General features: G+C 65.9%; 18 protein-coding genes. 3 read left to right on the top strand and 15 right to left on the bottom strand.

Features of this window, described 5'->3' with window-relative positions; all coding sequences use genetic code 11:
- Positions 1-5 precede the first annotated feature (5 nt).
- From DK926_RS26435 to DK926_RS07165, 7 genes are all read right to left on the bottom strand, one after another.
- Positions 6-455 carry a hypothetical protein gene (locus DK926_RS26435; RefSeq protein ID WP_125833385.1) on the bottom strand — a complete coding sequence of 150 codons (450 nt, stop codon included), beginning with the start codon at positions 453-455 and terminating at the stop codon, positions 6-8.
- 1 nt (position 456) lies between these two features.
- Positions 457-756: a WhiB family transcriptional regulator gene (locus DK926_RS07190; RefSeq protein WP_279387064.1), complete on the bottom strand. Its 300-nt coding sequence runs from the start codon at positions 754-756 to the stop codon at positions 457-459.
- Positions 757-817: 61 nt separating this feature from the next.
- Complete coding sequence (locus DK926_RS07185) at positions 818-1,630, bottom strand: CoA ester lyase (RefSeq protein ID WP_114329835.1); 813 nt, start codon at positions 1,628-1,630, stop codon at positions 818-820.
- Entirely contained in the window at positions 1,627-2,112 is a 486-nt protein-coding gene (locus tag DK926_RS07180; RefSeq protein ID WP_346764328.1) for a MaoC family dehydratase, read from the bottom strand. Before DK926_RS07180 ends, DK926_RS07185 begins: the two co-directional genes overlap by 4 nt.
- A complete protein-coding gene (locus DK926_RS07175) occupies positions 2,109-3,275 on the bottom strand; it encodes an acyl-CoA dehydrogenase family protein (protein ID WP_114329834.1) in 1,167 nt (388 codons plus the stop codon). The genes DK926_RS07180 and DK926_RS07175 overlap by 4 nt, the downstream gene beginning before the upstream one ends.
- Before the next feature lie 2 nt (positions 3,276-3,277).
- The gene (locus DK926_RS07170; protein ID WP_114329910.1) at positions 3,278-5,269 is read right to left on the bottom strand and encodes an acetyl/propionyl/methylcrotonyl-CoA carboxylase subunit alpha; all 1,992 of its coding nucleotides are present in this window, start codon (positions 5,267-5,269) and stop codon (positions 3,278-3,280) included.
- An 8-nt stretch (positions 5,270-5,277) separates the two neighbouring features.
- On the bottom strand, positions 5,278-6,855 hold the full coding sequence (locus DK926_RS07165; protein ID WP_068431670.1) for a carboxyl transferase domain-containing protein: 1,578 nt from the start codon (positions 6,853-6,855) through the stop codon (positions 5,278-5,280).
- Between the two features lie 112 nt (positions 6,856-6,967).
- Between DK926_RS07165 and DK926_RS07160 the strand changes: the two genes are divergently transcribed.
- Positions 6,968-7,582, top strand: a complete 615-nt coding sequence (locus tag DK926_RS07160; RefSeq protein ID WP_068431666.1) for a TetR/AcrR family transcriptional regulator — start codon at positions 6,968-6,970, stop codon at positions 7,580-7,582.
- On the opposite strand, the gene glsA is transcribed toward DK926_RS07160, so the two are convergent.
- Positions 7,583-8,788, bottom strand: a complete 1,206-nt coding sequence (gene glsA / locus DK926_RS07155; protein ID WP_114329909.1) for a glutaminase A — start codon at positions 8,786-8,788, stop codon at positions 7,583-7,585. It lies immediately after the preceding gene.
- A 135-nt stretch (positions 8,789-8,923) separates the two neighbouring features.
- On the opposite strand from glsA, the gene dapA reads away from it, so the two are divergent.
- Complete coding sequence (gene dapA, locus DK926_RS07150; protein ID WP_084424065.1) at positions 8,924-9,802, top strand: 4-hydroxy-tetrahydrodipicolinate synthase; 879 nt, start codon at positions 8,924-8,926, stop codon at positions 9,800-9,802.
- Positions 9,803-9,806: 4 nt separating this feature from the next.
- Here the strand turns inward: dapA and DK926_RS07145 are convergent, their stop codons facing one another.
- On the bottom strand, positions 9,807-11,123 hold the full coding sequence (locus DK926_RS07145; protein WP_114329833.1) for an NAD(P)/FAD-dependent oxidoreductase: 1,317 nt from the start codon (positions 11,121-11,123) through the stop codon (positions 9,807-9,809).
- Positions 11,124-11,152: 29 nt separating this feature from the next.
- Positions 11,153-12,358 carry an FAD/NAD(P)-binding oxidoreductase gene (locus tag DK926_RS07140; protein WP_114329908.1) on the bottom strand — a complete coding sequence of 402 codons (1,206 nt, stop codon included), beginning with the start codon at positions 12,356-12,358 and terminating at the stop codon, positions 11,153-11,155.
- Here DK926_RS07140 and DK926_RS07135 point away from each other — a divergent pair.
- Positions 12,261-13,289, top strand: coding sequence for a YihY/virulence factor BrkB family protein (locus tag DK926_RS07135; protein ID WP_243636693.1), 1,029 nt, complete (start codon positions 12,261-12,263; stop codon positions 13,287-13,289). The genes DK926_RS07140 and DK926_RS07135 overlap by 98 nt on opposite strands.
- Here DK926_RS07135 and DK926_RS07130 read toward each other — a convergent pair.
- The 5 genes from DK926_RS07130 to DK926_RS07110 form a co-directional block, all read right to left on the bottom strand.
- On the bottom strand, positions 13,236-13,988 hold the full coding sequence (locus DK926_RS07130) for a CDP-alcohol phosphatidyltransferase family protein (protein WP_114329832.1): 753 nt from the start codon (positions 13,986-13,988) through the stop codon (positions 13,236-13,238). The two genes, DK926_RS07135 and DK926_RS07130, sit on opposite strands and share 54 nt — an antisense overlap.
- Positions 13,985-14,827 (bottom strand): ammonia-dependent NAD(+) synthetase, encoded by an 843-nt coding sequence (nadE, locus tag DK926_RS07125; protein WP_114329831.1) that lies wholly within the window; start codon positions 14,825-14,827, stop codon positions 13,985-13,987. Before nadE ends, DK926_RS07130 begins: the two co-directional genes overlap by 4 nt.
- A gap of 44 nt (positions 14,828-14,871) precedes the next feature.
- Positions 14,872-15,378 carry a CinA family protein gene (locus DK926_RS07120; protein ID WP_114329830.1) on the bottom strand — a complete coding sequence of 169 codons (507 nt, stop codon included), beginning with the start codon at positions 15,376-15,378 and terminating at the stop codon, positions 14,872-14,874.
- Positions 15,379-15,451: 73 nt separating this feature from the next.
- On the bottom strand, positions 15,452-16,516 hold the full coding sequence (locus DK926_RS07115; protein WP_114329829.1) for an NAD-dependent epimerase/dehydratase family protein: 1,065 nt from the start codon (positions 16,514-16,516) through the stop codon (positions 15,452-15,454).
- Between the two features lie 4 nt (positions 16,517-16,520).
- Positions 16,521-17,609: a glutamate--cysteine ligase gene (locus DK926_RS07110; protein WP_114329828.1), complete on the bottom strand. Its 1,089-nt coding sequence runs from the start codon at positions 17,607-17,609 to the stop codon at positions 16,521-16,523.

Here is a 17,609-nt window from a genome sequence, read left to right as displayed (position 1 = left end):
CAGATCTATCGACGACCGCGTAGAGCTCGGTCGAGAGCGTGTAGATGATCGGTCATCGTCCCCGGGTCGTCGAGGGCGAGAAGGTCGCCGCCGTACGCATCCAATGCGCGACGAGCCCGCTCGTGCACGCCGCGACCGGATCGTGTCGGCTGGACGACGAATTCGTCGCTGCGGTGGCCGCCGAGAGTGCGGGTGACGTGGCCTACGTCGACAAGACCGGCCACGATGCTGCGGACACTGGTGCGGTGCCGGTCCAGCGTGTGGGCGAGGGCCCGGTACGTCATCGGACCCTCGGTGCAGACGAGGTCGAGAACTTCGTATCCGGCCCAGCTGACGCGATGGCCTACGAGGACCTCGTCGAGCCGCGTCCGCATGGTGTTCGCGACGCGGATCAGCGTCGCCGCGAGGTCGAGCGCGACGGTGCCTCGTGGGGGAGCTAGTTCGTGGCCGTACACGTCAACTCCCGACGCTGTGGATCCGCCGGCGTGTGAGGCGCGGCAACCGGGTTCGCCGTCGTTCCGAGGGCGTCAGCCCACCCCAGATGCCGTGCTGTTCACCGTTCAGCATCGCGTGCCGCAGGCATTCCCTCGTGACGGGGCATCGACCACAGACACGCTTGGCATCCTCGATCGACGCCCCGCTGTACTCGTCACCCGACGGGAAGAACATCTCGCCGGCAGAACTCCGGCACGCGGCACTCTCGGACCACGACGTGAGGTCGTCGAAACCCGGGTACAGCGGTTGAACACTGGTCACGAGTGTCAGCTTAGATGGTCGGGCATCCTAGTAGTGGAAGCCCTAGTAGTTGTGAAGAACTTCACGCACCGGGGATGCGTGCGACGATGCGCCGTGCTTGCTGAATCACCGGCGCATCCACCATGAGGCCTTCGAACGTGAACACCCCGCGGTTGTCCTGAACCGCTGCGAGGAGTCGTGTCGCCCACTCGATGTCCTCGTCGGTCGGTGCGTAGGCTTCGCGGATCACCGGAACCTGGCTCGGGTGGATTGCCGCCTTGCCGTCGAAACCGACCGCCACCGCATCGTCGGATTCCTTCCGAAGGCCGTCGAGGTTAGGAATGTCGAGAAACACCGAATCCAGTGCGAAAAGCCCCCGTGCCTTGGTCGCGAGCAATGTCTGCGACCGGACATGCCGTGCGACGTCGCGGTAACCGCCGCCGGCGAATCTGCTCGAATTGCCACCCAGCGCGGCGACCAGATCTTCCGCGCCCCACATCGCGCCGACGGCGTTCTGCGCAGTCAACGAATCGGCTACCGAGATCGCGCCGAGCGGGGACTCGACGAGAACGACGACCTCACGAGGTGCCAACGACGAGACCTGCTCCACCGCTTCGCACTTCGGCAGCATGACGACGCGATACTCGGTCTTGTCCAGTGCTTCGAGGTCGGCTGTCCAGTCTGCGGATCCATGCGCATTGATCCGTACGACGGTGCGTTCGGGATCGAGGGGGGTGGACGTGAGTGCTTCCCGGGCAACGTCTTTGTCCGCGGGCGCGACGGCGTCCTCGAGATCGAGAATCACGACGTCCGCCCGATCCGCAGCCTTGGTGTAGCGTTCGGGCCGGTCCGCGGGGCAGAACAACCACGCAGGTCCCGGCGGTGTCCACGTCACGAGGCGTCCTCCTCGGGTCGCATACGTACCAACGTCTTTCGGACAGCAACCGCGACGACGTCGCCGTGCTGATTCCGTCCGGTGTGCGTGAAGGTCACGATGCCCTCGCCCGGGCGTGACTTCGATTCGCGTTTGTCCGAGATCGATGTTTCCGCGTACAGGGTGTCGCCGTGGAACAGCGGCTTCGGGAACGACACTTCGGAGAAGCCGAGATTCGCCACGATGGTGCCCTGCGTCAGTTGTGCCACCGACAGTCCGACGAGTGTGGACACCGTGAACATCGAATTGACAAGTCGCTCACCGAAACTGGTCGTCTCGGCGTACGCGGCGTCGAGGTGGAGCGCCTGCGTGTTCATCGTCTGGGTGGTGAACAGCGTGTTGTCGGCTTCGGTGATCGTGCGCCCGGGGCGATGTTCGTAGACGGCCCCGAGTTCCATCTCCTCGAACCACAACCCGCGCTGGAGAATGCGCTTCTCGCTCACAGCCCGAGTCCCCGGGCGATGAGCATCAACTGCACTTCGGTGGTGCCCTCACCGATCTCGAGGATCTTGCTGTCGCGGTAGTGCCGCGCAACGGTGTACTCGTTCATGAATCCGTAGCCGCCGTGAATCTGCGTGGCGTCGCGAGCGTTGTCCATCGCGGCCTCGGACGCGACGAGCTTCGCGATCGATGCGGCCTTCTTGAACGGCTTGCCCGCCAACATCAATGCGGCCGCGTCGTAGTACGCCGTCCGCGCGGTGTGGGCACGCGCCTCCATGCGCGCGATCTTGAACGAGATCGCCTGATTGTTCGCGATCGGCTGCCCGAACGCCTCGCGCTCCTTCGCGTACTTGACGCTCTCCTCGACGCATCCCTGTGCTGCGCCGACCGACACCGCCGCGATCGCGATGCGGCCCTCGTCGAGGATGTGCAGGAAGTTCGCGTACCCACGCCCTTCCTCACCGAGCAGGTTCTCCTGTGGGACGCGAACGTCGGTGAAGCTCAACGGGTGCGTGTCCGACGCGTTCCATCCGACCTTGTCGTACGCGGGCTCCGCGACGAAACCCGGAGTGTTCGTCGGGACCAGGATCGACGAGATCTGCTTGCGACCGGTTGCCTCGTCGACCCCGGTGACTGCCGTGACGGTGACCAACTCGGTGATGTCGGTACCGGAGTTGGTGATGAACTGCTTGCTGCCGTTGACGATCCAGTCGCCGCCGTCACGCTTGGCCGTGGTCTTGGTGCCGCCGGCGTCGCTGCCTGCACCTGGTTCCGTGAGCCCGAACGCGGCGAGCGCCGTACCGCTGGTGAGTTTCGGCAGCCATTCCTGCTTCTGGGCGTCGTTGCCGAATCGGAACACCGGCATCGCACCGAGCGACACACCGGCTTCGAGCGTCATCGCGACGCTCTGGTCGACCTTGCCGAGTTCTTCGAGGGCGAGGCAGAGAGCGAAGTAGTCGCCGCCCATACCGCCGTATTCTTCGGGGAACGGCAGTCCGAACAGTCCCATCTCGGCCATCCCCGCAACGACCTCGTACGGAAAGGAGTGCTCTGCATCGTGTTTCGCCGCGACCGGTGCGACGACGGTACGCGCGAAGTCGTTCACCGACTTCGCCAGTTGCTGATACTCGTCGGGCAAATTGGCCGATGACAGGTAGTCGGTCATGATCAACCTTCGTTCTTCTCGGTGGGGACGATACGAGCCAGGAGCTGATCGACTCGAACCTGATCGCCGACGGCGACCTCGAGTTCGACGGTGCCGTCGATCGGGGTGGTCAACGTGTGTTCCATCTTCATCGCTTCGACGACGACGACGGCACTGCCCGCGGTCACCGTATCGCCCGACGCGGCTGCGACGGCGATGACGGAACCGGGCATGGGGCTGAGGATCTCGGCGTCGCCGGAATGCGCGTCGGTTTCGCGCACGCTCGGCTCGTCGACGGGACGCAATGCCCATGTTCCACGTGAATCGGAGATCCACGTCTCGGCGCCGTCGTGGCCGAACCGCATGGTGTCGCGCCGTCCGTCGAGCACGACGGTGACGGTGTTCTGCGACGCCTCGGCGGTCAATGCCATCGGCGGCTGGTCGTCGAGCATCACCTTGGCCGACGTCGGCGTTCCGGTGATGGCGACGTGCACCGAACGGTCACCGGTCTTCAGTCGCACCGTGTACGGCGCATGCGCGCCGACGCGCCAGCCGCTGGGCGCCGACCATAGATCGTCGCCGCGGCTGTCCCACGTCGCCAACCAGGACACCGACGCGGCCGCCACGAGCACTTCGTCCGGTGCCGCCGATGCGGAGAAGTCCGGGGCGCGGCGATCGAGCAGCCCGGTGTCGAGCGCGCCGGCTCGAACGTCGTTGTCGGCGAGCAGGAATCGAGCGAACTCGATGTTGGTGACGACTCCGAGGACCGCGGTGTCGGCCAAGGCACGGTCCAACGTCCGCAGTGCTGCAGCGCGGTCGGGGCCGTACCCGATGACCTTGGACAGCATCGGGTCGTAGTTGCTGCCGACCTCGGTGCCGACCTGCAACCCGGAGTCGACGCGGATGCCGTCGCCGACGGGTTCACGCAGTCCGACGACGGTGCCGCCGGTGGGCAGGAACCCACGGCCCGGATCTTCGGCGTAGACGCGCGCTTCGATGGCGTGTCCGGTGAGCGTGACGTCGTCCTGTGCGAGTGTCAGGTGCTCACCCGCCGCGATACGCACCTGCCATTCGACGAGGTCCTCACCGGTGACCATTTCGGTGACCGGGTGCTCGACCTGCAGACGGGTGTTCATTTCCATGAAGAAGAACTCGTCGGGGCTGTCGGCGGAAACGATGAACTCGACGGTGCCTGCACCCGCATAGTCGACGCTACGGGCCGTGTTGCAGGCTGCTTCACCGATGCGGGCGCGGGTCTCGGCGTCGAGAAGCGGCGACGGCGCTTCCTCGATCACCTTCTGGTGACGGCGCTGCAGGCTGCATTCGCGCTCGCCGAGGTGGATGACGTTGCCGTGTGTGTCGGCCAGGATCTGGACTTCGATGTGCCTGGGCCGCAACACGAAACGCTCGAGGAACAGAGTGTCGTCGCCGAAAGACGACGACGCCTCCCGACGCGCACTCGCCAGCGCAGCAGGCAGGTCTTCGGCGCGCTCGACAAGGCGCATGCCTTTTCCGCCGCCACCCGCGGAGGGTTTGACGAGCACCGGGAAGCCGACGTCGGCGGCACCCGCGATCAGATCCGCGTCGGTCAGGCCCGGCCGCGAGATGCCGGGGACGACGGGGACACCGAACTCGGTGACCGCGGCCTTGGCGGTGATCTTGTCGCCCATCACCTCGATCGCGCGGGCGGAGGGGCCGAGGAACGCGATACCGGCGGCCTCGCATGCGGAGGCGAACTCGGCGTTCTCGGACAGGAAGCCGTATCCGGGGTGGATACCCTGTGCACCGGTCATCCGGGCGGCCTCGATGACCTTCGGCATGGAGAGGTAACTCTCTCGCGCGTTCGCCGGTCCGAGCCGGATCGCCGTGTCGGCTTCGGCGACGTGCCGAGCGTCGGCGTCGGCGTCGCTGTAGACGGCGACGGAGCGAATACCCAAGCGCCGCAACGTGCGTGCGACGCGGACTGCGATCTCGCCACGGTTGGCGATGAGAACGGTGTCGATCTGCGTGGTCATGTGTGTCGTCACATCCTGAAGACGCCGTAGGAAACCGGTTCGAGCGGTGCGTTGGCGCATGCCGACAACGCAAGTCCGAGAACGGTTCTGGTGTCGGCCGGGTCGATGATGCCGTCGTCCCACAGCCGAGCCGTCGAATAGTAGGGGTTGCCCTGGGTTTCGTACTGCTCGCGGATCGGCGCTTTGAACGATTCCTGGTCGTCACTCGTCCACGGGGTGCCTGCCGCGTCGAGTTGTTCGCCGCGGACGGTCGCGAGGACGGAGGCTGCCTGCTCGCCGCCCATGACGGAGATGCGCGCGTTCGGCCACATGAACAGAAAGCGTGGGGAATACGCGCGGCCGCACATCGAGTAGTTACCTGCACCGTAGGACCCGCCGATGACGACGGTCAGCTTCGGCACCCGTGCGCACGCGACTGCGGTCACCATCTTGGCGCCGTGCTTGGCGATGCCGCCCGCTTCGTAGTCGCGGCCGACCATGAATCCGGAAATGTTCTGCAGAAAGACCAGCGGAATGCTGCGTTTGTCGCACAGTTCGATGAAATGCGCGCCCTTCATGGCTGATTCGGCGAACAGCACGCCGTTGTTGGCGATGATCCCGACGGGGTGGCCGTGAATGTGTGCGAAGCCGGTGACGAGTGTCTTGCCGTATTCGGCCTTGAACTCGTCGAACTCGCCCGCGTCGACGACCCGGGTGATGACCTCGCGCACGTCGTACGGAGTTCTGGAGTCGGTGGGGACCACGTCGTAGAGCTCGGTCTGATCTGCAATGGGTTCGCGAACGTCGATCACGTCCCACGGGCGCGGCGTGCGCGGACCGAGTGTGGAGACGATCTTCCGGACGCGGCGTAGCGCGTCGCGATCGTCGTCGGCGAGGTGGTCGGTCACTCCGGAGATCTTCGAATGCAGATCGCCGCCGCCGAGCTCCTCGGCTGTGACGACCTCACCGGTCGCGGCTTTCACCAGTGGCGGGCCGCCGAGGAAGATGGTGCCCTGGTTCCGGACGATGACCGCCTCGTCGCTCATCGCGGGGACGTACGCACCACCTGCCGTGCACGAACCCATGACCGCGGCGATCTGGGCAATTCCCTTGGCGCTCAGGTTGGCCTGGTTGTAGAAGATGCGGCCGAAGTGGTCGCGGTCGGGAAACACCTCGTCCTGACGGGGAAGGAATGCTCCTCCGGAGTCGACGAGGTAGATGCACGGCAGAGTGTTCTGCAGCGCGATCTCCTGCGCGCGTAGGTGCTTCTTGACGGTCATGGGGTAGTAGGTGCCGCCCTTGACCGTTGCGTCGTTCGCCACGACGACGCACTCGCGTCCGGAGACGCGGCCGATGCCGGCGATCATGCCTGCACCGGGGCATTCGTCGTCGTACAGACCGTTGGCGGCCAGTGGAGCGATTTCGAGGAACGGGCTGCCCGGGTCCAGTAGTTCGTCGACGCGGTCACGGGGGAGCAGCTTGCCGCGTGCGACGTGGCGCTCTCGGGATTTCTCGCTCCCGCCGAGTGCCGCCAAGGCGAGCCGCTCGGAGAGCTGGGCAGTCAGCAGCTCGTGGTCTGCCCTGTTGGCAGCGGTGTCGATAGCCATGGTGGTGCGCGTCCTCGGTCTCGTCTGTCGGAACACGATTTCAGTTAACTGGGAATAACTGATTGCAATAGTAAACTACGATTAACTGAGATGTCCAGAGAGGCGACGACAGATGGCGACACCGACCGACCCCGGGCTCGACGACAAGCCCGCGACGTCCCGTGACCAGAAGAAGGCCGAGCGTCGTGAGCAACTCCTGCAGGCAGCGGCGTCGTTGTTCGCCGAGCGCGGTTTCTCGTCGGTGCGCCTCGAGGATCTCGGAGCAGCCGTCGGTATCAGCGGACCAGCGGTCTATCGGCACTTCTCGGGCAAGGAAGCCGTCCTGGTCGAATTGCTCGTCGGAATTTCGCAGTACCTGCTCGACGGTGGCCGCGCCGTCGTCGACGAGCATGCGCCGAGCGACGCCACGGTGGAGCGCCTGATCGATTTCCATCTGGACTTCGCGTTCGCCTCGCCCGCGCTCATCCGAATTCAGGACCGTGATCTGGAGTCTCTGCCCGAGACGCCGCGCCGGTCGGTCCGACGCAAGCAGCGTGAATACGTCGAATTGTGGGTGTCCGCGCTGTGCGACGCGGACGCGACACTCGGCGAGTCGGATGCAAGGACGAAGGCGCACGCGGTGTTCGGACTGATCAACTCGACGCCCTACAGTGCCGGCAGATCCCCGTCGAAGCAGACTCGACCTTTGTTGCGGGACATGGTGTTCGGCGCTCTTCGACTGGACTGACTACGTGTCGGCCGGTTCGAGCAGATCGTGCGGGTCCGATACATCGACGTCGTGGCCCTCCGATCGCAGTCGGTCCATCGCCTCGCGCAGCAGTCGTCTCGCGGCGTCGTCGACGGCGCGCACGTGCTCGAAGTCGAGCCTGATGCGGTGGTGCGACGGTATGCCGTTTCCGAGACGTGCGAGAACCGACTCGGCGCCGGCGAAGCGCAGGTCTCCTTGCAATTCGAGGACCGTCGCGTCGTCGCTCTCGTCGACGGTCCGCAGCGAGGACATTCCCGACGGCGAGACGTGCATCATGTGCAGTTCGAGATCGCGAGAGAGCCGCTCGAAGACAGCGACGCCGCGCACGCTGTTGCCGTGCTCGTTGAGGCGGGGCGACACCACGGCGATGCCGACCTGGCCGGGGAGCACGCCGATGATCGCACCCGAGACTCCGCTCTTGGCCGGAATACCGACCGTGGAGATCCAGCTTCCCGTGCCGTCGTACATGCCGCACGTCGTCATGGTGGACAGGACGTGGCTGTTGACCGAAAGGTCGAGAAGTCGTGTACCGGAACCGGGTTCGAGCCCACCGTTCGCCATCACGGAGGCCATGACGGCGAGGTCGCGGCAGGTGACGGAGATGGCGCACTGCGCCGCGTATCCGTCGACGACCTCATCGGGATCTGCTCCGAGCACACCGACGGCCTTCAGCAGGTGGGTGATTCCGGTGTTGCGGTCGTCGGCATCGAGCTCGGACTCGTACACGGCTGTGTCGATGGACAATTCACGACCCGCGAGTGCACTGTGCAGCGCGCGGATACGTTCGACGCGCTCACGCGCCGAGTCGGCACGCACCATTGCGTGTACTGCGAGTGCACCGGCGTTGATCAGTGCGTTGCGTGGTCTACCGGATCCCGGTTCGAGCGAGATCTCGTTGAACGAGTCGCCGGACGGTTCGACGTCGACGACGTCGGACATCGCATCGAGGCCGTTGTCGGTGATCGCCAGTGCATACGCCAGCGTCTTGGCGATCGATTGAATCGAGAACTCGATGTCGGCGTCACCGGCGGTGTAGACCGTGCCTGCGACGGTGGCGATCGCGACCCCGAACATGTCCGGATCGGCCGCAGCCAGTCGGCGGTTGCCGCTCTCGATCGAACCACCGTCGACCGATCGGCATTCGGCGAGCACGGTGTCCAGATAGTCGGGTATGGGGGATTCCATCTCTCCGACGGTAACGGTTCGACACACGTCGGTGACGGTCGGCACGACCGAGCAGCGGCGATGGTCGAGGTGCCGTGACGCTGCGGTCGACTACGATTCGGGACGAACCACAGACCCGAGGAAGGCAGCCCCACCGTGATCACCGGAAGTATCGTTGCGATCGTCACGCCCATGACCGACAGCGGCGACGTCGACTACCCGTCGCTGGATTCCCTGCTCGAGCGACAGATCAGCGGCGGTACCTCGGCGATCGTGTCGGTCGGAACGACGGGTGAGTCGTCGACCCTGTCGGTGTCCGAACACGAGAACGTCATCCGACGCACCATCGATGTCGTCGCAGGACGGATCCCCGTGATCGCGGGCACCGGCGCGAACTCCACCGACGAGGCCATCCACCTGACGGAGGCAGCCCGCGTCGCAGGCGCCGACGGCGCACTCCTGGTCACCCCGTACTACATCAAGCCCCCTCAGGAAGGCCTGTACCGCCACTTCAAGGCGATCGGTGAGGCAGTCGACCTTCCTCAGTACCTCTACAACGTCCCGTCGCGGACCGGTTGCGACATGCTGCCGTCCACCGTCGCCCGGCTCGCCGAGCTGCCGAACATCGTCGGCATCAAGGAAGCGTCGGGAGACCTGGATCGAACGCGCGACCTCGTGGCTCTCGAACTGCCCGATTTCGGCCTGTACTCGGGCGACGACTCGACCGCACGAGCCAGCATGCTCGCGGGCTTCCACGGCAACATCTCGGTGACGGCCAACGTCGCACCGGACGCGATGGCGAAGATGTGTGCCGCCGCTCTCGCGGGTGACGCGGACACGGCGTCGGACATCGACGCGACCCTTGCAGGTCTGCACAGTGCCCTGTTCGCCGAGCCCAATCCCATCCCGGTCAAGTGGGCCCTCGCCGAGATGGGATTGATGTCCGGAGGTATTCGCCTGCCTCTCGTCGAACTGGACGAATGGCATCACGCCGACGTTCGCGCGGCACTACGCAACGCGGAACTGATCGACTGAACCGTCAGCTGTAGGGCTTGCGGGCGGTTTCCGGATCCCCGTAGGTGATGGCTCGCTCGCGTCTCGAGTTGGTGGCCAGCGTGGCCGCCCAGTTGACGAGAGTCCCGGCGCGATTCCTGGCTCCCGACAGGAACGCGATGTGAATGAACCCCCACGACAGCCACCCGAGGAAACCGGACATGCGCAGCGGTCCGGCCTGCACGAGTGCGTGTCCGCGCGCGATGTAGGCCGCGCTGCCGAGGTCGCGATACTTGAACGGAGCCCGGGCGCTGCCCGGGTGCTCGAGCTCCGCCGCGATGACCGATCCGACGTGGCGTCCGCCCTGCATCGCCACCTCGGCCACGCCCGGCAGGTCGTCCTTCGCCATCATGTCGCCGACCACCCAGACGTTCGGATGTCCGGGGACCGACAGATCGGGCCCGACGGAGATCCGGCCGGACCGGTCAGGATCGACGCCGAGCGCTGTCGCCAACGTGCGCGCGAACGGCACGGCCTCGACACCCGCCGTCCACAACACCGTGCGCGTGTCGTACCGGGTCTTCGTCTTCGGTTCGGCTTTCGTCGTGGTCTCGACATCGGTCTCGGTCACGTCGGTGACGTGCACGCCGAGGTGCGTTTCGACGCCCACGATGTCCAAGGTCTTCTGAGCCGCCGCCGACAGTTTCCTGTCGAACGACGGCAGAACTCGATCGTCGCCGTGGAAGAGCAACACCCTCGCCTCGCGCGGGTCGATCGAACGAAACTCATGCGACAGTGCCCTCGTCGCGAGTTCCCGTATCTGACCGGCCAATTCGACGCCCGTGGGCCCGCCGCCCGCGACCGCGAACGTCAGCCAGGGCTGTCGCTCCTCGGCAGTCGGCAGCGATTCGGCCATCTCGAACGCGGCAATCAACTTCCGTCGGATAGTCAGGGCGTCGTCGAGAGTTTTCATGCCGGGCGCGTACTGGATGTATTCCTCGTGGCCGTGGTAGGCCTGCTGCATCCCGGCGGCGACCACGAGGAAGTCGTACTTCAACTCGTACGTGGACCCGTCGAATCGGCTGGCCGTGACGATGCGCGCTTCGACGTCGATGGCCGAGGCCTCACCGAGAGCGACATGGGCATTGTCCTGATGCCGCAACAGATGTCGCAGTGGGCTCGCGATGGAACCCTCGGACACGAGACCCGTCGCGCACTGGTAGAGCAACGGTTGGAACACGTGGCTGGTGCCTCGTTCGAGCACGGTGACGGCCACGTCGCTGTGGCGCAGTCGCTTCGCCGCGTACAGGCCGCCGAAGCCTCCGCCGATGACGAGGACATGCGGCCTACCGGGTGCGGTCATGAATGAAATCCTCTCGGTGCGTTCGTGACTCAGACTCGACCGCGGAGGATCGAGTGCCAGTAGATCTGGGGTAGACCGTATCTGTCGAATGCGAACGCGGATCGGCGGGGCGTGAGTGGGTCGAGGAACGAGGGCAGCGACGACGACAGTCTTCCGGCGCGGTCGAATTCGGCGGCGACGAGACGACGGTCGTCCATCGGGATCGGGGCGACCGTGTAACCGTCGTACGTCGAGGTGGCCCGACCCTCACGCGTCGCATGGATGTTGTCGACGAGCACCGAAACCTGTTTGCGCAGACCACCACCCGACGGATCGGTGTCGATCGACGCGCCATCGCCGACGGCCCAGATGTTGGGGTGCGTGCGATGCCGGAACGTGTGGGGATCGACGTCGACGAGCCCGTGCATGCCGTCGGCACTCAGGTTCGATTCGGTGATCCATCGAGGTCCACGAAACGGCGGTACGAGATGCAGGAAGTCGTACTCGACGGTGCTCGGCGTCGAGCCTGCGGTGACGGTCTCGATCCGCCGGGACGCCGGTTCGAGCGACACGACGGATGTGTCGACGTGGACGTGAACTCCGAGTTGCTGCAACCGATCCATCAGCACAGCGTCGAGCTCGGGGACTCCGATCAGGCGAGGACGGTCGACGAGCAGAGTGATCTCGATGCCGGAAAGTCGGCCGACGCGGTGCCAGTGCGACGCCGCCAGAAACAGAGGTTTCAGTGTCGTCCCGGTGCAGCTGACCGGCGGCCGTGGCACCGTGAACACGGCGTGCCCGAACGCGGGCATGTTCTCCACCAGTGTCCAGGTCTTGTCGGCGCGGTCGAGATAGTTGCTGGCCACTCCGGGCGAGTCGACGGCCTCGGAAATGCCGGGAAGTTCGTCGTCGTCCGGTACGAGTCCGGGACCGAGCACGAGGTCGTGATAGCGGAACCGGCGTCCTGACGCGCACGTGACCGTGTTGTTCGGTGCGTCGACGACGGTCGCCGAGTCTTCGATCCACGTGCAGCCTCGTGGGATCACGGACCGTTGCGTGCGTTGCGCCTCGTTCAGCGTGGCCTGCCCGGCGCCGACGTAGGACAACAACGGACGGTAGGTGTGTACCTGCTGTGGTTCGATCACCGCGACATCTCGTATGCCCGTTCGGATCGCTCGGGCAGCGGCGCTGATACCGGCGTTCCCGCCTCCGATGACCAGGACGTCGAAAGAGGGAATGTCGGTCGAGGTCGTGATCGGGTCCAGTCTGTTCACCTGTGCCGCATTACCCGTCGGTCGCATCGGGAAACCGCGGGCGCGTGGGGACGACGTACGTGGGTATGCGCCCTCTCGACGCGAGGAGAAGGTGACGGTGACGATGCACTCGGAGTGGCTGCGGCCGGTTCGGCGGAACATGACCACCCGATTGGGTGCGTCGGACCTGTCTCTCGTCGCGGGAGGATTGACCTTCTACGCGGCGATCGCCGTCGTACCCGTGTTGCTGTTGGCCTTGCGCGCAGCGACTGTCGTCACGTCTCCGGAATGGGTGCTGTCCCGCATGGCCGACGTCGCCGAGTTGCTACCCGATGCGCTCGGCGCACGGTCGGCGGTGATCACGCTGGCAGAGGCCGGCGCAACGTTGTCGTTGCTGGGGGTCCTGATCGCGATCTTCCCGGCGACGTTCTACGGAGAAGGGCTTCGGCGCGCGCTCGTGGCGTACCGTCCCGTCGACGAGAATCTGACGGGCTGGCGTGGCCGAGCCCTCGTCCTCCCGTTCGTACTGTTGTCGCCGTTCCTCGTCGTGGTGATGCTGCGTCTCGCGGAGTGGCTGGCCGACGCGACCACCTCGGGAGGCGTGGGCAGTCTGGCGCTGCGGGTGTGGATCGGATTCATCGGAACGTGGCTCGTGCTCGCAGTTGCCGTGAGCTGGGTCTTCGCGGTCGTCGGTCCCGGTCTCCCGCGCGCCACGGTCGTTGCCGCCGGAGCGTTGGTCACCGCGTCGTTCCTGGCCGGGTTCGCGCAAGGGTTCGTGCTGTTCCTGGCGATACCGGTCGATCTCGGTGCTCCCTTCGGGGGGCTGACCGTGATCGGAGCCGTGATCGCAGCAGGACTGTGGATGTTCCTGCTGCACGTGTTACTGCTCGTCGGGTGGGCTCTGACGCTTGCGATCGACGAACTCGGATGGTAGTTCGACGACGCGTCCGCGCAGGGCGCGTCGGACAGCGATCGCCAGGTGAAGTAGCCCGCACGTGGCCAGGACAGCGCCGACCACTGCGCCCAGTGTCGACGTCGTGACTGCGGCGGACGGCACTGCCGCGGCGGTGACAGCGATCAGTATGGACGTGACCACCCGCGACGGCCGTTCCCACACCGTGATCACGAGGACCTCGCGCAGTCCGGCCGCGCCTGCACGTGCACGAAGCGTCTCGTGGATCATGCTGAAAGCCATCATCACCGCGACGAGTGGCCATGGGGCACCGGCGAATCCGACGATCGCCAGAATCAACAGATCGCTGCAGCGATCGGCCACGGTGTCGACGACGAAACCCCACGCGTCGTCCCGCCGCGAGATCACGGCCACTGCGCCGTCGATACCGTCGAGCACGGAGGCGACGAGGACGAGCGCGGCGGCGAGGAACAGCCACGCGCCGCCGGTCCACGCCGCTGCGGCCGCGCCCGCCGCCGTCGCCACGCCCGTGGCCGTGACGATGTCGGGCGGCAGATGTTTCCGTGCGAGCGGCGCCGACAGGCGGTAGACGGCGCTCAGCCACGGCCGCACCAGCGAGGAGGCGTTCTGGTCGTATTGTCCGTGCAGAACGCGCCACCGGTCGAGGTACTGCTCCCTGGTCAGAACCGTTGTAGCCGAGGAGGGTCCGAGGTCGGTCACTCGCCTGGCTCTCGGCGCCACCATCGATCGGTCGGCGAGACCGGGGTCGTGCGCTTGTGCCGGGTCTTCGTGTACCAGCGTTCGATGACGGCGACGGCGTCGTCGTCGACATCTCCGCCGTCGAGATAGGAATCGATCTGTGCGTACGTGACGCCGAGCGCCTGCTCGTCCGGCAGGGCCGGGCGGTCGTCCTCCAGGTCGGCCGTCGGCACCTTCTTCCAGGTGGACTCGGGCGCGTCCATGAACTGAAGAAGTTGTGCTCCTTGCCGTTTGGTCAGGCCCTCGAGCGGTGTCACGTCGGCTCCGCCGTCGCCGTACTTGGTGAAGAACCCGGTGACGGCCTCGGCAGCATGGTCCGTCCCGATGACCAGGAGGTTGTCCTGGCCTGCAATCGCGTACTGCGCGATCATGCGCTCACGTGCCTTGATGTTGCCGCGCACGAAGTCGTCGAGGCGGTCCACGCCCAGGGCTTTCGCAGCCGCGCGCGCCGACGCGTCGACTGCGTCCTTGATGTCGACGGTGACCGTGCGATCGGGGCCGATGAACTCGACGGCGGTGATGGCGTCGTCCTCGTCTGCCTGCACACCGTACGGCAGCCTTACGGCGACGAACTCGGCCTCTCCACCGGACGCCACGACGTCACGCACGGCACGCTGTGCGAGGGCACCCGCCAGAGTGCTGTCCTGTCCACCGCTGATTCCGAGTACGAACCCACGGGTTCCGCTGGCGCGGAGGTAGTCCGCCAGGAACTCGACTCGGTCGCGAATCTCGTTCTCGGGGTCGATCGCCGGCTTCACGGCGAGCTCGTGCTGGATGTGTGAACGCAATGAGGTGTCCATTCGGCGTGTTACCCCTGTCTCGGTCGAAGGATGTGGTGGATCGTTCAGGCGGAGCGTCGGCGAGCATGGCCCACCAAAGATTCGATGGAGAGCGACAACGTCTGTGCCAGAATCTCTTCCGGCTCACCGTCGAACTGCTTGCGTTCGGTGGTGACGACGCCTCGGTCGCACATGCCCACCCATACCGTCCCCGGCGGTTCGTTCTCCTGTGTCTCGGGCCCTGCCTCGCCGGTCACGGCAATGGCCATGTCGGCACCGAGCAGTTCGCACGCAGAACGTGCCATCGTGGCGGCCGAGACCTCACTGACGACCGGACCTTCGGGAACGCGGAGAAGCGAGTGCTTGACATCGGCGTCGTAGGCGACGATTCCGCCTCGGAACCACTCTCCCGAAGACGGGGCCTTGCCGAGCATGGCGGCGAGATTGCCTGCGGTCAGAGACTCGACCGTGGCGACCGCGATCGAATGTTCCAGAGCCAACTCCGACAGTTCTTCGCACAGTTCCGACAGATCGTCGCGGACGTCGATGCGCTCCTCGGGACTTGTCGACATGAAAGAAAACCTCCTACGAGCGTTTCCCCCTGCCCGCCCGATACCCGTGTGCCCGCGGGGTGAAACCCGCTCGTCAGGGTTTGCGGCGCCGTGACACCGGACCTCGGCCGAGAGCCGAGCCGATGCGATCCAGGAACGTCCGTGCGCGCAGAGGCGGGCTGGATGCGGCTGCCCCCTGGCGCATACCGCGGATCGTCTCCGCCAGCACTTCGGGCCCGTCGAGCGTCGGCGCCCACTTCAGTACCGTCTCGGCGTGGCGTGTGTCGAGCAGGGGAGTCTCGTATGCGAGATCGATCCACCCCGGGTGCACGGACTGCAGCCTCGTGGTGAACGTCGCCGCCGCCACGGCGCGCATGGCGACGCGTGGAACGGGAATCGCATGCGCGGACAAGGTGGCTTCGAAATCTGCGGTGCGAACGGGAGTCGGCGCGGACAGGTTGAACGCGTCGCTGCGGGGACAGGTCAACGCAGCGAGAATCGCGTCGGCGACGTCGCTCGTCGACACGGCAGGAATCGTGATCGACCGGTCCATCGGCAGAACCGGAACGCGATCCACGACCCACGACGGCACGAGGTCGGGTAGCGAATACCGAAGCAGCGCACTGCCGAACGCGTACTGGCCGATCAGCCCGGGTCTGAGACGGACGACGGTCGTTCCGGTAGCGCGCGTCTCGAAACGGTCGAGCACCTGTTCCGCGGCCGCCTTGTCGACGCTGTACGTCGACGACGGGACGCCGTCCCGCGGCCAGGTCTCGTCGACGCGGCGGCCGTAGGCGCCGGGCGAGTACACCCCGCTCGACGACATGTGGATCAGTCGGCCGACCTCGGCCCGTCCCACCGCGTTCGCGACCGCCTCGGTTCCCCCTACGTTGGTGCGGCGCAGATAGTCTCGCTCACGCATGGGCTGAAATCCGATCGCGAGATGTATCACCGCGTCGACTCCGGTCAGAATCGGGACGAGTCGGTTCTCCGCATCGGCGTCGGCGAGATCGATTTCGTGCCACTGCACGCCTGCATAGGGATCGGTGTCCGGCGGGCGCCGACGAGCAATTCCGACGACGTCGACGTCCTCGCCCGCAAGTCGCCGCAGGAGCGTCGTCCCGACGTTTCCGGTCGCACCGGTGATGGCCACACGCATCGAGTCACCCTTCGATCAGGTCGAGAACAGCGTCGGTGATCGCTCCCGATGTCTTCACTGCATCGCGTTGGCGACGAGCCCCGTTGCCGTGCAAAACGTTTCGTCGAATTCCCGAGTCGACGAGGTCGCGCTCGCCGGTCGTCTCCAGTGCTCCTGTCACGTAGGACACGAGGGAAGTCAGTGCGCCGGCAGCGGTGCCGAGCCGCCCGGTGGCAGGATCGACCAGTCGGTCCGAGAGGCCGTCCCTGGCTGCACGCCAGTATGCCCAGTGCAGAGCATGTTCCGCCACGCGCGGTGCAGAGGCGCCGCGATCGATCGCGTCGGACGCCGTCATGACCAACGCGCGCACGAGCACCGCCAACAGGACCGTGTCCGACGTGTTCGCCGGTACGTCACTGACTCGAATCTCCAGCGTCGGGAAATTCATCGACGGTCGGACGTCCCAGTAGACCATCCCGTCGTCGAGAATGGCTCCGACGTCGAACATCTGGCGGATCAGCGCGTCGTAGTGGTCGACGGACTCGAAGTACGGGGGAGGGCCTGCACTCGGCCACCGTGACCACAGCACCGATCGCCAGCTGGCGTAACCGGTGTCGCGGCCCGCGTAGAGAGCCGAGTTCGCCGTCAACGCAAGCAGAACCGGCAACCATGGACGCACGTGATTGCTCACTGCGACACCGAATTCCCGGTCGGGAACCGCGACGTGCACGTGGGCTCCGCACACTCCCTGTTCGAGCGCGATCGTGCCGTACTCGTCCGCGATCCGTCGGTACCGTTTCGTGTCGGTGATCGGGCCGAACTCCGGAAGCAGTGGAGGGACCCCGGCGGGAAGTAGCGCGGCACCCGCACGACGCGCAGCCACGGCTGCCGTCGAACGAGACCGGGCCAGCGACTCGGCCAGTTCCGCCGACGTGTGCAGGACGCTCGACGCGGTCTCGATCTGACACGGCGTGAGCTCCAGCTGAAGCGAGAGGCCGAGCTGACGTGCATTTTCCGCAACCACCTCGTTCTGCATCGACGGGATCCCGGTGTTCGGATCGACGAGCAACAACTCCTCCTCCACCCCGAACGTCGGAACGGGTTCCCGGCCCAT

The organism is Rhodococcus sp. Eu-32 (genome assembly GCF_003336925.1).
In the GTDB taxonomy this organism is placed as follows: domain Bacteria; phylum Actinomycetota; class Actinomycetes; order Mycobacteriales; family Mycobacteriaceae; genus Rhodococcoides; species Rhodococcoides kyotonensis_B.
This window is presented reverse-complemented; position numbering and strand designations above follow the sequence as displayed.

Coding starts and splice junctions, on each gene's coding strand:
- DK926_RS07145 (WP_114329833.1), bottom strand. CDS start 11,123: ATGACCGCACCCGGTAGGCCGCATGTCCTCGTCATCGGCGGAGGCTTC.
- DK926_RS07110 (WP_114329828.1), bottom strand. CDS start 17,609: ATGGGCCGGGAACCCGTTCCGACGTTCGGGGTGGAGGAGGAGTTGTTG.
- DK926_RS07120 (WP_114329830.1), bottom strand. CDS start 15,378: ATGTCGACAAGTCCCGAGGAGCGCATCGACGTCCGCGACGATCTGTCG.
- glsA (WP_114329909.1), bottom strand. CDS start 8,788: ATGGAATCCCCCATACCCGACTATCTGGACACCGTGCTCGCCGAATGC.
- DK926_RS07115 (WP_114329829.1), bottom strand. CDS start 16,516: ATGCGTGTGGCCATCACCGGTGCGACCGGAAACGTCGGGACGACGCTC.
- DK926_RS07165 (WP_068431670.1), bottom strand. CDS start 6,855: ATGGCTATCGACACCGCTGCCAACAGGGCAGACCACGAGCTGCTGACT.
- DK926_RS07170 (WP_114329910.1), bottom strand. CDS start 5,269: ATGACCACGCAGATCGACACCGTTCTCATCGCCAACCGTGGCGAGATC.
- DK926_RS07135 (WP_243636693.1), top strand. CDS start 12,261: ATGCCCGTTCGGATCGCTCGGGCAGCGGCGCTGATACCGGCGTTCCCG.
- nadE (WP_114329831.1), bottom strand. CDS start 14,827: ATGGACACCTCATTGCGTTCACACATCCAGCACGAGCTCGCCGTGAAG.
- DK926_RS07175 (WP_114329834.1), bottom strand. CDS start 3,275: ATGACCGACTACCTGTCATCGGCCAATTTGCCCGACGAGTATCAGCAA.
- DK926_RS07160 (WP_068431666.1), top strand. CDS start 6,968: ATGGCGACACCGACCGACCCCGGGCTCGACGACAAGCCCGCGACGTCC.